Origin of the sequence: Streptococcus suis, from assembly GCF_046032515.1 — a bacterium.
Taxonomy (GTDB): Bacteria; Bacillota; Bacilli; order Lactobacillales; family Streptococcaceae; genus Streptococcus; species Streptococcus suis_AL.
Genome location: NZ_JARQPJ010000012.1, coordinates 1 through 13,940, shown reverse-complemented (window position 1 = coordinate 13,940; position 13,940 = coordinate 1). Strand labels below are relative to the sequence as shown.

13 protein-coding genes are annotated in these 13,940 nt (G+C 41.9%); 8 read left to right on the top strand and 5 right to left on the bottom strand.

Features of this window, described 5'->3' with window-relative positions; genetic code table 11:
* Window positions 1-7 precede the first annotated feature (7 nt).
* The 5 genes from P7J49_RS06560 (at window position 8) to P7J49_RS06540 (ending at window position 7,258) form a co-directional block, all read left to right on the top strand.
* Entirely contained in the window at window positions 8-880 is an 873-nt protein-coding gene (locus P7J49_RS06560) for an ROK family protein (RefSeq protein WP_024398260.1), read from the top strand.
* Between the two features lie 2 nt (window positions 881-882).
* The gene (locus P7J49_RS06555) at window positions 883-1,521 is read left to right on the top strand and encodes an SGNH/GDSL hydrolase family protein (protein WP_172008867.1); all 639 of its coding nucleotides are present in this window, start codon (window positions 883-885) and stop codon (window positions 1,519-1,521) included.
* 1 nt (window position 1,522) lies between these two features.
* On the top strand, window positions 1,523-2,506 hold the full coding sequence (locus P7J49_RS06550; protein ID WP_408570095.1) for an acetylxylan esterase: 984 nt from the start codon (window positions 1,523-1,525) through the stop codon (window positions 2,504-2,506).
* Window positions 2,487-3,878, top strand: a complete 1,392-nt coding sequence (locus tag P7J49_RS06545) for a glycoside hydrolase family 1 protein (protein ID WP_408570093.1) — start codon at window positions 2,487-2,489, stop codon at window positions 3,876-3,878. The genes P7J49_RS06550 and P7J49_RS06545 overlap by 20 nt, the downstream gene beginning before the upstream one ends.
* 182 nt (window positions 3,879-4,060) lie before the next feature.
* Window positions 4,061-7,258, top strand: a complete 3,198-nt coding sequence (locus P7J49_RS06540; RefSeq protein WP_408570091.1) for a glycoside hydrolase family 26 protein — start codon at window positions 4,061-4,063, stop codon at window positions 7,256-7,258.
* Window positions 7,259-7,721: 463 nt separating this feature from the next.
* On the opposite strand, the gene P7J49_RS06535 is transcribed toward P7J49_RS06540, so the two are convergent.
* The 3 genes from P7J49_RS06535 to P7J49_RS06525 are packed head-to-tail and all read right to left on the bottom strand — an operon-like array spanning window position 7,722 to window position 9,710.
* Complete coding sequence (locus tag P7J49_RS06535; RefSeq protein ID WP_408570089.1) at window positions 7,722-8,936, bottom strand: chloride channel protein; 1,215 nt, start codon at window positions 8,934-8,936, stop codon at window positions 7,722-7,724.
* The gene (locus tag P7J49_RS06530; RefSeq protein ID WP_408570087.1) at window positions 8,926-9,204 is read right to left on the bottom strand and encodes a chorismate mutase; all 279 of its coding nucleotides are present in this window, start codon (window positions 9,202-9,204) and stop codon (window positions 8,926-8,928) included. Before P7J49_RS06530 ends, P7J49_RS06535 begins: the two co-directional genes overlap by 11 nt.
* A 50-nt stretch (window positions 9,205-9,254) precedes the next feature.
* On the bottom strand, window positions 9,255-9,710 hold the full coding sequence (locus tag P7J49_RS06525) for a flavodoxin (protein WP_408570085.1): 456 nt from the start codon (window positions 9,708-9,710) through the stop codon (window positions 9,255-9,257).
* Between the two features lie 94 nt (window positions 9,711-9,804).
* On the opposite strand from P7J49_RS06525, the gene P7J49_RS06520 reads away from it, so the two are divergent.
* The 3 genes from P7J49_RS06520 (at window position 9,805) to P7J49_RS06510 (ending at window position 12,125) form a co-directional block, all read left to right on the top strand.
* On the top strand, window positions 9,805-10,749 hold the full coding sequence (locus P7J49_RS06520; RefSeq protein ID WP_408570083.1) for a DHH family phosphoesterase: 945 nt from the start codon (window positions 9,805-9,807) through the stop codon (window positions 10,747-10,749).
* A complete protein-coding gene (locus tag P7J49_RS06515) occupies window positions 10,736-11,764 on the top strand; it encodes an FAD:protein FMN transferase (protein WP_408570081.1) in 1,029 nt (342 codons plus the stop codon). The genes P7J49_RS06520 and P7J49_RS06515 overlap by 14 nt, the downstream gene beginning before the upstream one ends.
* 118 nt (window positions 11,765-11,882) lie before the next feature.
* Complete coding sequence (locus P7J49_RS06510) at window positions 11,883-12,125, top strand: type B 50S ribosomal protein L31 (protein WP_024379743.1); 243 nt, start codon at window positions 11,883-11,885, stop codon at window positions 12,123-12,125.
* A gap of 101 nt (window positions 12,126-12,226) precedes the next feature.
* Here P7J49_RS06510 and P7J49_RS06505 read toward each other — a convergent pair whose 3' ends face one another.
* Both P7J49_RS06505 and P7J49_RS06500 read right to left on the bottom strand, forming a co-directional pair.
* Complete coding sequence (locus P7J49_RS06505; RefSeq protein ID WP_408570079.1) at window positions 12,227-13,369, bottom strand: tyrosine-type recombinase/integrase; 1,143 nt, start codon at window positions 13,367-13,369, stop codon at window positions 12,227-12,229.
* A gap of 349 nt (window positions 13,370-13,718) precedes the next feature.
* On the bottom strand, window positions 13,719-13,940 hold a 222-nt coding region (locus P7J49_RS06500), incomplete at its 5' end, for a transposase (RefSeq protein ID WP_408570077.1).

Genomic DNA, 13,940 nt, shown 5'->3' with positions numbered 1-13,940 from the left:
AGAACATATGGCTTTACTAGTTTGTGATATGGGAGGAACTGCTGTGAAAGTTGCCCTCTACAATCAAGGGCAACTCTCCCATCAGTCTTCTTTTCCAACTCCAGATAGTTGGGAAGATATGAAAATTGAATTAAAAAAATTACAAGAAAGATTTTCAGCAAATCAGCTGACAGGAGTGGCTTTTTCCAGTCCCGGTTCTGTCAATACGGAAGAGGGAGTCATTTATGGCAAGAGTGCCATTCCCTATATACACCGTTTTCCTATTCAAAAGGAGTTGAGTGACTTATTTGGACTACCTGTTTCGATTGAAAATGATGCCAACTGTGCAGCTTTGGCAGAATTGCATCTTGGAGTAGCCAAGGATAGCGCATCATCTATCTTCTTCATCATTGGTTCTGGAGTAGGTGGAGCTGTTGCCCAGGGGAATTCCTTACTAAAAGGGGAAAATCTCTTTGGTGGGGAATTTGGTTATATGATCCTCCAGGATGGTATGACCTTGAGTCACCTAGTCAGTCCTGTTCACGTGGCAAACCGTTTTGCGCAGGCAGAAGGCTTAGCTGAATCTTTCTCAGGAAAAGATTTGTTTTCTCTGGCTGACCAAGGACATGAAAAGGCCAGACAGGTAGTGGAAGGCATCTATCAGAGTCTAGCTATCGGAATTTACAATGTGTTGATGACTGTAAATCCAGAACTTGTTGCAATTGGTGGAGGCATTTCCGTTCGGGAAGAATTGGTAGAGGAAGTCAGAAAGCGCCTAGACCAGATTATTTTAGAGGCGGATGCTACAGATTTGACATTCAAACTGGAAGCTTGCCAATACCGAAATGATGCCAACTTACTTGGCGCAGCTGCCCATTTTGTGAGCCAATATGGAGAATAAATATGAAGCTATACAAGGATGATACCATCGTCTTTTTCGGAGACTCAATTACAGAGTGGGGGCGAGATAAGAATGATGCAGGAAGCTTGGGACATGGTTATGTTAATCACGTTGCAGGCCAATTAGCCGCTCGGTATCCACAAGCCCGTTTTTCTTTCTATAACAGGGGAATTGGTGGAAACAAGGTTGCAGATTTGAATGCCCGTATTTATGAATGTCTTGACCTCAACCCGACAGCCATCTTACTCATGGTGGGAATCAATGACGTTTGGCATACTGTTGGCCTAGAATCATTTGGAAGTCATGCAGAGCAGGATAGGTTTGAACAGGAGTATCGCAAACTACTGACGAGTTTGAAAAAGGCAGGAGTAGAACGAATCCTGGTTATGGAGCCCTTTGTCCTGCCTTATCCCTTGGATAGACGGGAATGGCGAGTTGATTTAGATCCTAAAATTCAGATTGTGCGACGCTTGGTTCAGGAATTTGATTTGGAACTAGTTCCCTTAGATGGACTACTAAATGAACAAGCCATTCTCCACTCTGCACAGTACTTGACAGGTGAAGATGGTGTCCATCCGACACTAGCAGGTGCAGCGTTTATTGGGAATGAGGTTCTCAAACGTTTGCAGGTGGAGGTATAGGATGAGAACGAAAGATGCTCTAACACTTTGGGGTGACTATGGTGGTAGTCAATCAAAACCAAAAGATTTTGACGCATTCTGGGAAAGAGCTTTGAATGAGGTTGATGAAAAAGGTCTAGACTATCAGTTGAGACCAGTCTCTTTTAAAAGTCCGCTTGCAGATTGTTTTGAACTTGTTTTTTCAGCTGTGGACGATTCTAGGATTGTCTGTCAAATTTTGAAACCCAAGGGAGCAATAGAGAAATATCCAGTCATCTTTCAATTTCACGGCTATCATACCAATGTCGGAGACTGGTCTGATAAATTGACTCTGGTTTCCTTGGGCTATATGGTTGTAGCTATGGATGTTCCTGGACAGGGTGGCGCTTCTCAGGATTCTAGCCAGACAAAGGGAGGAACCCTCAAAGGACATTTACTCAGAGGAGTGGAGGAAGGTCCGGAGAATTTATTTTATAAGCGGGTCTACCAAGCCATTTATCAGCTTACTCAGATTGTGAAATCGATGCCTGAGGTTGACAGTAAACGTATGTATAGTTATGGCGTTTCCCAAGGAGGGGCATTAGCCTTGGTTTGTGCCAGTCTTTGTCCGCAGGTAAAGGCCAGCTTTGTCCAATATCCATTTCTCAGTGACTTTAGAGAAGCCTATGGACTACAAGCAGAACAATCAGCCTATGAAGAAATCCCTTATTATTTCCGCTTTCGAGATCCGTTACATGAAACGGAAGAAGCGGTATTTAGTGCCCTGGATTACATTGACATCCAATACTTGGTGTCACGGGTTCAAGCCAAAGTCTTGTGGGGTATGGCTCTAGAAGATCGAATCTGCCACCCCAAAACGCAATTTGCGGTCTATAATCAATTACAATCAGAAAAAGAATTACTCTTTTATCCAGAATTTGGACATGAGTATTTACCGAAATTTAATGATATGATGCATCAACGATTATGTGCAGAAGGAGAAGATGATGAAAGAATTTCCAGCTAATTTTTGGTGGGGAGCAGCCACATCTGGTCCCCAAAGCGAAGGGCGTTTTGCTAAAAAACACGCCAATATGTTTGACTACTGGTATGAGATAGAGCCAGAAGTTTTCTACAATCAAGTTGGTCCCGATACGGCGTCTAACTTTTACAACAGTTTTCGTGAAGATATTGCTCTCATGAAAGAGGTTGGTCTCAACAGTGTGCGGACCTCTATCCAATGGACGCGTTTGATTGATGATTTGGAAACCAATACGGTCAATCAGGATGCGATTGCTTTCTACAATCAAGTGATTGATTGTTTCATTGAAAATGGTATTCGCCCAGTGATGAACTTACACCATTTTGACTTGCCAGTTGAGCTCTATCACAAGTACGGTGGCTGGGAGTCTCGTCATGTGGTGGACCTCTATGTTGGCTTTGCGGAGCAGGCCTTCAAACACTTCGGTGACCGTGTCAAAGAATGGACAACTCATAATGAGCCAATGGTCGTTGTGGATGGAGAGTACCTTTATCAATTCCATTATCCTAAAATAGTGGATGGGAAAAAAGCTGTTCAGGTAGCCTATCATCTCAACCTTGCCTCTGCCAAAGCCATTTCCAAATTCCGTGAGTTAGGCTTGGATAAGGATGGCGGACGCATTGGTACAGTCTTGAACTTGACGCCAACCTATGCAGCCTCAGAAGCGCCAGCTGACCAAGAAGCAGCTAAATTTGCTGAACTCTGGAACAATAAGATGTTCTTGGAACCAGCTATCTACGGACATTTTCCAGCAGAACTAGAGGAAGTCTTGAGACGCGACAAGGTTATCTGGCAAACAGAACCTGAAGATGCTGCTATTTTCAAGAACAACACTGTGGATTTCCTTGGAGTCAACTTCTACCATCCAAACCGCGTGAAGGCGCCAGACATCGCTCCAAATTCTGTAGGTGACTGGATGCCTACCCGCTATTATGACCATTATGACATGCCTGGACGTCGGATGAATATTGATAAGGGCTGGGAAATCTATCCTGAAGCCATGTATGATATTGCCATCAATATTCGTGACAATTACAAGAATATTCCATGGTTTGTTTCTGAAAATGGTATGGGAGTTTCACGAGAAGAACGGTTCTTGGATGAGAGTGGTCAGATTCAAGATGACTATCGGATTGATTTTATCCGTGAGCATCTGGAATTTCTTCATAAGGGAATCCAAGAAGGTTCTAATTGCTTTGGTTATCACCTCTGGACGCCGATTGATTGCTGGTCATGGACCAATGCTTATCGCAATCGCTATGGATTTATCTCAAATAATATCCATACGCAGGTGAAAACCATTAAAAAATCAGGTGAGTGGTTTAAAACTGTTGCTGGTCAAAATGGATTGAACTAAGAAGCTGCTGGAACACCTTGTGCAAAGGACATCAGGTCCTTTAAGTGTGAAAAGTAGTGCTTTGCAATGGGAGGTTTGACCTCCCGATGACATCGGTTCATTTTTTGATGGAGAGCGGTTTTACAATAATCGCTCTTTTTTGCGGTCAATTTTTGGAAAAAATAGATAAAAAGGAGTCTAAAATGGGAAACAGACTGGCGAAATCAAGTGTTTTAGCAGGTGTTTTGGTGGCTAGTTGTATGTTGGGAGGGCATGCTGTTATGGCGGAAGAAACAAGTTCGGACCCTATTCTTTCAACAGAAGTTATTCCTTCACCAGTAGGGGAACTTTCTGTCAACACAGAAATGAAAGCGGTTCCCGATAGAAACTCTGAAATCAAAGTCTCAGATGAAAATACGGAAACACAAGCTACATCTGCTCCACAAATTGTTGAAGTAAAGACTGATGAGCCTAGTAGTGAAGAAACAGGAGTTGTAACAGAGATTCAGTCAGAGACAACAGAGGAGGTTGTAGCTACTGAAGGGGTGGAGACTGAAAGTACAAGAGATAGTGTGGTTCTTAATATGGTTGATGAGAAGGCCAGTCAGGAGACCAAGGAATTACTGGACTATCTCAAGGAAAAGGCGGCCAGTCCAGACATCTTGTTTGGACAACAGCATGCCCTTGATGAAGGAGTGAGCTTGACCAGTGAAGGCAGTCGAGCAGGCTCGACTGAATCTGAGGTAAAAAATGCTGTTGGGGATTATCCTGCAATTTTTGGTTGGGATACGCTATCTCTAGACGGTCATGAAAAGCCTGGCGTGGCAGGGGATCCTGAACAAAGCTTGAACAATGTCATCGAATCCATGAAAACTGCTCACAAACTAGGAGGGGCAGTCGTTCTCAGTATGCACCCCTATAATTTTGTGACGGATGGAAATTTCAATGATAGCTCTGGCAATGTCGTGTCTGAAATTCTACCAGGTGGTACGAAAAACACAGAGTTTAATCAATGGTTGGATCGAATTGCCAGTCTGGCTGAGGGATTAAAGGATGATGAAGGTAAGGATATTCCACTTATTTTTCGTCCCTTCCACGAGCAGAATGGTTCTTGGTTCTGGTGGGGTGCCAGCACAACCAAACCCGACCAATACAAGGCTCTTTATCGCTACACTGTTGAATATCTTCGTGACCAGAAAAATATTCATAATATCCTCTATGTATATTCGCCAAATACAGCTACACCTGGGGACCAAGAACGCTATTTAGAGACCTATCCTGGTGATGCTTATGTGGACATTTTAGGAATAGATTCCTATGATTCAAAAGATAATGCAGGGTCAGAACAATTCCTTTCAGGCTTGGTGAAAGACCTCTCCATGATAGTGGACTTAGCAGAACAAAAAGGGAAAGTAGCAGCCTTGACAGAATTTGGCTATAGCGCCCAAGGTCTCAATAAAACCGGCAATACCTTAGATTGGTATAGCCGCATCTTTAACACCATTCAATCTGACCAAAAGGCTTCTAAAATTGCCTATATGCTGACTTGGGCAAATTTTGGTCTGCCTAATAACATCTACGTTCCTTATCGTGATGTCAATGGTAGCCTTGGTGGAGACCACGAATTATTGTCAGACTTTGAAAGATTTTATCAGCACGCCAATACTGTATTTGCCAAGGAAGTGGGCCAAATTTATGGGAAGGGTAAGAATATCCAAACAGGTCCTGTAACTGATTCAGCCTACCTGATCCGCCCAGCAAATGGGGATATTATTGTTCAGCAAGAGGTCACCATTGTTGTCAAGCCATGTCAGGAAGATGATGCCGTATCTGTGACAATTGGCGACCAAATCTATCAGCTTTCCAAGGAAGGTCAGTATTTTACAGCAACTATTACACTTCCAGCTGAGTTAGACAATAAAGTTTTGATTGCAACCATCCAATACACTAGTAAAGGACAGGAAACCAAGCAGGAGCAAGTAAAACTATTTACTCGTTTCACGCAGAACACAGAATCCCCCCTTATAGTTGATACTTTTGAGCAATATTTTGGGGATGACAGTTTACTGCACCAAGCTTACTCATCGAACGGGGATAAGATCCAAATTAGGTTATCTGAAAACCAAAAGCAAGAAGGCAAATATGGCATGGTCTATGACTATGAAGTTGGAGATAAGGGTTATGCTGGACGTCAAATTTCCTTTGAGAAAAATTGGCAAGGAGCCAACGCCCTAAGTTTCTGGCTCAAACACAGTGGCTATCCTCAACATTTGACTGTCCAAATACGTATTGGCAATGTCAGCTATGAGAAAAATATTGCTTTGACTGAAGCATTCGAAGGTCTAGTTAGCATGCCACTTGCTGAATTTTTACCAGCTGCTTGGGAAGGCAATCAAATTGCACGCATTGATCAAGTTGGATTAGGCCAAGTAAGTCAATTTGCCTTTTATTTGGGAGGCGAAAAAGGGACTGGTACTCTTTACATCGATGATATTCAAGCAGTCACTAGAGAAGATTTACCTGCAATCGTGGACAAATATGAGCCAGAAGTAGCAACTTATCAACCGACGATCTATCATTTTGATGAGGAAGTTGGGAAATGGAACGGTCCTGATTTGAAGACAGTAGATGGACAGCTTTTTGCCACTATTTCTGGTGAAAAAGATCAGAAAACAGAAATCAATCTCCAAGCCAATCAAGACCTATCCAAGTATAATTGGTATGTGGTCAAACTAAAATCAAGTAGCCCAGTTCAAGCTAAACTCTACTTCAAAGTGGGTGGTAGTTGGCAATGGATTAATAATGAAATGGCAACAGTTAATGACCAGTGGACGGATTTACGATTTGAATTGTCAGAAATTGCGGAGCGTTCCAATACACGTGAAATTGGTATTGAGTTCTTGGGGCAAGGTAGTGAAGGGCCAATTCAAGTACAGATTGACCAGGTTGCTATAATAAAAGACCTTGCTGAGTTAGAAGACAAGGGGAACGAGGAAAGTTTAGAAGAAGAACCATCTGCAGACGGTGCACCAAGTTCACCTGTAGAAAAAGAAGAACAAAGTAAGGATGGAAATCCAATACGAGAAGATTCAAATGGGGACCAATCAGTTGAAACGCCACTAAACTCAATGATAGAAGAGGTACAGAATAAAATGCATGAATCAGTCCCAATTGAGCAAGTGAATCCCCAAAAAAATGAAACGAAACATCAATCACCGATCCCTTGTGGTCACATTTTACAAACTAGAAGTCGGCTAGATGTTAGGGCAGATATGACAGAACAAACTTCTGCGATAGCTTCTAAATCCTTACCACAGACAGGTGATGGCAGCGGTTTATCCTTTATAGTGTTAGGTCTAGGACTCTTGTCAGCAGTTCGATGTTTTAAATTGAAAAAATGAAATTAATACTCATCTCCTAAAATAGCTTGGAGCAAGACTCTCCTTAATTCAAAAACCCACTGACTTATAATGAGCCAGTGGGTTTATTACTTATCCGAATCAAAATCTTATTTCAAAAAAGGTAGTGATTCGACTGATTTGTACTGTAATATAGTGAAAGTTCATCTTTCAAAAATCGCATTAAATCAAGGGTTCTACCGTCTATTGACGTGTAGTGAATCTCTATTTGTCTTCAGTAAAAGTTCAGTAGATAATATTAATAACAAAAAATCACAGACTTAGTTCGGTTTGTTGCTAATAGACGATGAAAAAATAAATCCGTTCAACCATTTGTTCAACCTTTTATTTTTTACATATACTCAGTAAATGATAATATCTTGATAATATCCAATTTTTAATATTATTTTTAACTTATTTTAACCTGAATTTGCCTGCAGGGGAGATGAAGAGTATACGAAAAAGCCTAAATGATAGGCTTTTTTGCATTATTGAATTTCCTCAACTGCTGTCCATAAATAGTCTGTTTTCTGTTTATAAGATAAGCTATGGCAAGTACAGGAATAGCATAGGGCAGGATATTAGCGCCGAATACTTCATAACTAATGAAGAGAGGAGCCAATAAGGTATTGGTGGCTGTTCCAAATACGGCACAATACCCAAGAGCTGCAACAAGTTCAGTTGGTAGACCTAGTAATCCTGCTAAAACAGCCCCAGAACTTGCTCCAATCGCAAAGAGCGGAGTAACTTCGCCCCCTTGAAAACCTGCAGCCAAACAAAGACAGGTTAGTAGGAGTTTTAGTAGCCAATCGAAAGCAAACACCTGTTCCCCAGCTAAACTGGCATCAATCAAATTGGTTCCTAGACCAGTATAACGACCTTGATGGAAGAAAAATAGTAGAACGGTCAGTCCAACTCCCATGATAGCTATTTTAATGTAAGGATTTGGAAGCCATCGAGTTGAGATGCTTTTTGCTTGCGCCAGAAACCAAGCAAATAAATTACCGACAATTCCAAAGCAGATGGCAATCAGAAGCCATTTAAAACTATCTATAAAATGGAATGAGGTAGTTGCGATGGCATGCGAAAATTTCTCCAATCCCAGTAAGTGGGAAGTAGTAGAAGCCGTGAAAGCGGCGACTAGACAATAGGGGAGACTAGTCCAAGCATATTGACCAACAATCAAGACCTCGATGGCAAAGAAACTTGCAGCCAAGGGTGTTTGAAAGAGCCCCGCAAAACCTGCGGCCATACCAATCTTTGTTATCATGTCTTTGGGCAAGTCTGTGAAGCCTTTTTTTTGTAACCAGTGTGAAAGACTAGCACCAAGTTGGACAGCTACCCCCTCGCGGCCAACGGAAGCGCCAAAAATATGACTGAGCCAAGTTGTAGTGATGATGAGCGGAATGAGAACTGGAGAAATGTGCACATTCTCACCTTGTCCAACTCTGAAGACTAAGCCCATACCTGCTTGGACTTCCCTCCCCCATTTTTGATAAACGAAAACAATCACCAACCCTGCAAGTGGTAGAAAGGGGATTAAATAAGTAAAGAATTCAGACCGTAAGTCACCAACCCCTAGTAGAATTTTCCCAAAGAGTGTGGTGACTAGTCCAGCAACCAGTCCGATTAGAATAGAAAAGACGAGGAATTGGATAGCTTGCTTGACTTTACTGGTCATCTTGAGCTAATTTTGCAGCTTGATAGGATCTCGATTGGGCCATCATATCGCTAAAGGTCGCTTGAATGGCAGAGCGGTAATCATCTTTTTGGACTAATTTTCCAACTCGTTCAAGGACAGCATTTTCTCGGCTGGTATCCAAAACAGGCTTACCTGTTGCACGTTTGTAAGCTGTAACTTGGTCGACCAACTCCATTCGTTTTTCGAGTAGTTCAACCAATTGGCTATCAATCTTATTAATCTGTTCGCGGATGTGTTCTAAATTCATTTTTTCCTCCTTTTAAGAAAACCAGTAACGGCTGTTACTGGTTAAGTTAATTATTCATTTACTTTTGCAACAAGGTCAGTTGCAAATTGCTCAAGGTTAACAATATCCTCGTCTTCAGCAGCCAGGTCTACCTTGACATTTTCAGCACCCTTGACTGCACCACGTGACCCCAACATGACATCAAAGTCATCTACTGCACTACAGAAGTCATCATAGAAGGTATCACCAGAACCGCAAACGCCGTAGACCTTACCAGTCAAATCTAAGTCAGCTAGGTCAGCATAGAAATCAACAATTTCATCTGGAAGCTCACCGTCTCCACCATAAGAATAGGTGTAGCTGGCAACGACAATCAAGTCCGCATCCAAGATTTCTTCTGTTTCAATGGTCGTACATTCGTGAACCTGTACTTCCAAACCTAACTCTTCTAGCTTACTGGCGACAATGTCAGCAATTTCTTCTGTGTTACCAGTCATACTAGCGTAAACTATTTTTGCTAGTGCCATAATTTCCTCCAAATTACATAGTAATCTTATTATACCACACTCCCATCATTTTCAAAAGGGGAAGTTTGTGCTAAAATGATGAAAAGGAGTTGCTATGACTATTTATAATACTATTATTGAAAAAATTCGTGAATACGACACCGTTATCATTCATCGCCACCAACGACCAGATCCAGATGCCATCGGTAGTCAAGTTGGCTTGCAGAAACTCTTGCAGAAGAATTTTCCTGAAAAAACCATCAAGGTAACCGGTTTTGAGGAACCAAATCTTGCTTGGATGGCAGGAATGGACGTAGTTGCAGACCAAGATTATCAAGGAGCCTTGGTTATCGTGACGGATACTGCCAATACGGCACGTGTGGATGATGACCGTTACAGTCAAGGAGATTTCTTGATTAAAATCGATCATCACCCCAATGAAGAGCCTTATGGTGACCTGCTCTGGGTCAATACGGAAGCTAGTTCTTGTAGCGAAATGATTGCAGAATTGGCCCTTCAAAGCCAACTGGAGCTAGACGCAGAAACTGCCCGTTTACTTTATGCAGGAATTGTGGGCGATACAGGCCGCTTTCTCTATCCAGCAACCAGCTCGCGCACTTTTGAGATTGTTGCTCGTCTCCGCCAAGAAGATTTTGACTTCGCAAGGATGTCTCGCCAGATGGATACTATCGATTTCAAGATTGCCAAGCTGACAGGTTACGTCTACGACAACTTGGAAGTGGATGAATACGGTGCGGCGCGTGTCATTTTGACACAGGACACTCTCGAAAAATATGGCGTGACCGATGCGGATACTTCCTTTATCGTAGGTGCACCAGGACGGATTGGGACGGTTCAATCATGGGGGATTTTTGTGGAACAAACTGACGGAAATTACAGAGTCCGTTTGCGCAGCAAGTATCTTCCAATCAACGAAATTGCCAAACGCCACGATGGCGGAGGCCACCCACTAGCAAGTGGTGCTAACTCTTATTCACTCTCCGAAAATGAGCAAATATACCAAGAAATCCAAGAGGGCGTGAGGAATGCAAGCAAGTAGCCGTTCCCTTCGTCTAATGGGAACCATCATTGATACTAAAGTCTGGCATCCAGATGCAGAACCGATTTTGGATCAGGTAGAAGAGTTGCTCTATCTCTACAAGGACCGCTTTTCTGCCAATGACTTGACCTCTGAATTAATGGAGGTCAACCTCAATGCGGGTGTTCAGGCGGTTCCTGTTGCCGATGACCTGTATGAATTGATCAAATTGGGCAAGGAACACAGTCTGGCTCAGGGATCTTTTTTGAATATTACCATTGGTCCCCTTGTGCAAAGCTGGCGGATTGGGTTTAGCGATGCCAAACTTCCAACCCAAGAAATGATCAGTGAAAAACTTCAGCTCATCAATCCAAGGGACATCGAATTAGATGGTGAAGAGCAGACAGTCTTTTTGAAAAAAGAAGGCATGGCCATTGATCTGGGCGCCCTAGCCAAAGGATATGTGGCAGATAAGATTATTGACTTCTTGAAAAGAATAGGTGTGGTAGCTGGACTGATTAACCTGGGTGGCAATATTCTGACCTTTGGTCAGCCTCCTCACAATCCAGATGGTTATTGGCGAATTGGTATACAGGATCCTCAGAAACCACGGGGTGAAAATGCCCTCGTCCTCAAAATAGGAGAAGAATCGGTAGTCACCTCCGGTATTTACGAAAGAACCCTTACCGTGAATGGAAAGACCTATCATCATATTTTGAGTCCCGAGACCGGCTATCCAATCGAGTCCCAGCTGGCTAGTTTGACCATTGTGTCCAAACAATCTGTTGACGGTGAGATTTGGACGACTCGACTGTTTGGTCAAGAAATAACTCAGATTTATAAGATGGTAGAAGAAACGGATGGTATCGAAGCAGTTCTGATTGGGCTGGATGGCAGGATTCTAGTGACCTCAGGGCTTTCTGAGAAAGTTCTTGCTGGTAAAGAAAGAATTTCTGATAGCTTGGGCAGTCCTTCAAGAGGGGGATTTGGCGCCAGAGTAACTTCTGACCTTGCTTCAGGTGCTTCTGTACTATAACTTGAAAAAATATTAAAAAAATAGGTAAAAATACTTGCCATAAGAACAAACTTTTGGTAAACTTAAATGGTTATAATCTATGGCTCGGAAAGAGTCCATGGCAGAAAGGAATTTTAAAATGAAAAAAGATATCCATCCAGAATATCGCACTGTTGTCTTCATGGACACAACTACTGGCTACAAGTTCCTTAGCGGTTCAACTAAGAAATCTAACGAGACAGTTGAATTCGAAGGTGAAACTTACCCATTGATCCGTGTGGAAATTTCCTCAGACTCACACCCATTCTATACTGGACGTCAAAAGTTCACTCAAGCAGATGGACGTGTGGACAAGTTCAACAAAAAATACGGTCTCAAGTAATCAACGTTATAAAATCGTTGAAAACGTTGATTTTAAGCCATTCCCGATCCTTGGGAATGGTTTTTTTTTTGAAAAAGTAACGAAAAAAGTAACGGCTGGCGTTACATTCCCAAAAATTGGGCAAACTTTTCAGCCGTTTTTTCTTTTGTGTTTTCCGTGACGTGAGCGTAAATATTCATAGTTGTTTTAATATCTTCATGCCCTAATCTTTCTTGTACTTCCTTAATCGATGCCCCAGCTTCAAATAATAAACTGCAATGAGTATGGCGGAAACCGTGGGGCGTTATATAAGGCAAGTCATATTTTTTCAGAATACAACGTAGATTATAGTTTATATAATCAAAACTATGGGTGTTGCCTGTTTCTGCTGGAAAAACTAGGTCAGTTGGTTTCACGCGCTGGGGGAAGTTTAAAAATTGTCTAGTCTTTTCCCACTTTTTCAGAATAGACACGGTAATAGGGTCAAGCGTGATAGTGCGCTTACTCTTTTTTGTTTTGGGTGTTTGATAGACGATACTGTTATTTTCTCCGTAGGCTACTATTTGGCTAACTGATAAACGTGAGGTAAAGAAGTCTAAGTCTTTCCACCGTAGGGCAAGAACTTCGCTTTTTCTCATACCTGTAAAGGCGAGTAAGCGGAAAATACAGGCTATTTCTTCCTTGTCTTCCTTTGCTACGCAGTCTAGGAACTTTTGCAAGTCTTCACGGCTGTAGAAGTTCTCTTTTTTCTTTTCTTCTTCATCGATTTCAGAGGATTTACGGGGCTTTATTATCTTCTTCATGGGGTTATCATGAATATAGCCCAGGTTTACCGCAAAATCTAAAACCATCTTAGTCATACCGGTAAAGTTAGCATATTTCTTGTAGCCCTTAAACCATTCTTGTGCCTGTTTTTGGCACATTGGTAGGCTTATTTTATCCACGTAGCACGCGCCAAATGCTGGAATGATATGTAGGTCTGCTTGTGCCTTTTGTCTGGCGTATGTACTAGCCTTTACGGTGTTTTTATAGTGTTCCAGCCATATCTTATAGATTTCCTCAAAGGTTATTCTATCTGGCTTATCAAAAAATCCATCTTGCTCCACTTTTAGAAGTAGCTGGCTTTCAGCTATTCGGGCTTCTTTTTGAGTTTTAAAACCGCTCTTTTTTACGCGCTTTTCTTTGCCTGTAAGTGGGTCTATACCTACATAAGCAATATAAGAGTATCTAACAGAGCCGTCTTTTAGTTGATATTGTTTAATCATTTGTGTATCCTTCCTATTGGTTTCCCCACCTAATCGAAAGAATAAAATAGTATGCGCGTGTTTATAAGTGGTTTCTAATAGTGTTGCTAAGAATGAAAAAAGTGCCTAGCAAAACTAGACACCTCACGCAAATATACACCCTCGGGCGTTATAAATGCTTTCTCCGTTTATCTAGTTTATAGTATTTACCCGTTGTGCTAGTTAATCAAGCGTAAGCAAGGGAATATTTTAAACTGATACCAAATTCAGTATGACTGCTTTTAAGCAAAAGATAATAAATAAGTAATATTTCCTCTGTCTTAAATTTGAGCGCCTGAATATTTCGGCAACGTAAAACCTCCATTCCATACTACTCTAAACTAGAAAATACGGTCTCCACTGGTTTCCTCAATCGACTTATTTTGTAATTTTCTAGCCATGAATACCCCATCATGTTTTTTCTGAGTTGAGAAATTAACTGGATACCACAGTCTGCTAACGCTGCCTTTGTCTGCCTATCCACATATCCTTTATCTCCATAAACGATTGGAAATGGGCTATTTTCAAGTAGCTCCAAAGCAACATCGCCATC

Bases quoted from the DNA above. Each gene is read 5' to 3' on its own strand.
- P7J49_RS06555 (WP_172008867.1), top strand. From the start codon at position 883: ATGAAGCTATACAAGGATGATACCATCGTCTTTTTCGGAGACTCAATT.
- P7J49_RS06510 (WP_024379743.1), top strand. From the start codon at position 11,883: ATGAAAAAAGATATCCATCCAGAATATCGCACTGTTGTCTTCATGGAC.
- P7J49_RS06525 (WP_408570085.1), bottom strand. From the start codon at position 9,710: ATGGCACTAGCAAAAATAGTTTACGCTAGTATGACTGGTAACACAGAA.
- P7J49_RS06515 (WP_408570081.1), top strand. From the start codon at position 10,736: ATGCAAGCAAGTAGCCGTTCCCTTCGTCTAATGGGAACCATCATTGAT.
- P7J49_RS06545 (WP_408570093.1), top strand. From the start codon at position 2,487: ATGAAAGAATTTCCAGCTAATTTTTGGTGGGGAGCAGCCACATCTGGT.
- P7J49_RS06540 (WP_408570091.1), top strand. From the start codon at position 4,061: ATGGGAAACAGACTGGCGAAATCAAGTGTTTTAGCAGGTGTTTTGGTG.
- P7J49_RS06505 (WP_408570079.1), bottom strand. From the start codon at position 13,369: ATGATTAAACAATATCAACTAAAAGACGGCTCTGTTAGATACTCTTAT.
- P7J49_RS06530 (WP_408570087.1), bottom strand. From the start codon at position 9,204: ATGAATTTAGAACACATCCGCGAACAGATTAATAAGATTGATAGCCAA.
- P7J49_RS06520 (WP_408570083.1), top strand. From the start codon at position 9,805: ATGACTATTTATAATACTATTATTGAAAAAATTCGTGAATACGACACC.
- P7J49_RS06550 (WP_408570095.1), top strand. From the start codon at position 1,523: ATGAGAACGAAAGATGCTCTAACACTTTGGGGTGACTATGGTGGTAGT.
- P7J49_RS06535 (WP_408570089.1), bottom strand. From the start codon at position 8,936: ATGACCAGTAAAGTCAAGCAAGCTATCCAATTCCTCGTCTTTTCTATT.
- P7J49_RS06560 (WP_024398260.1), top strand. From the start codon at position 8: ATGGCTTTACTAGTTTGTGATATGGGAGGAACTGCTGTGAAAGTTGCC.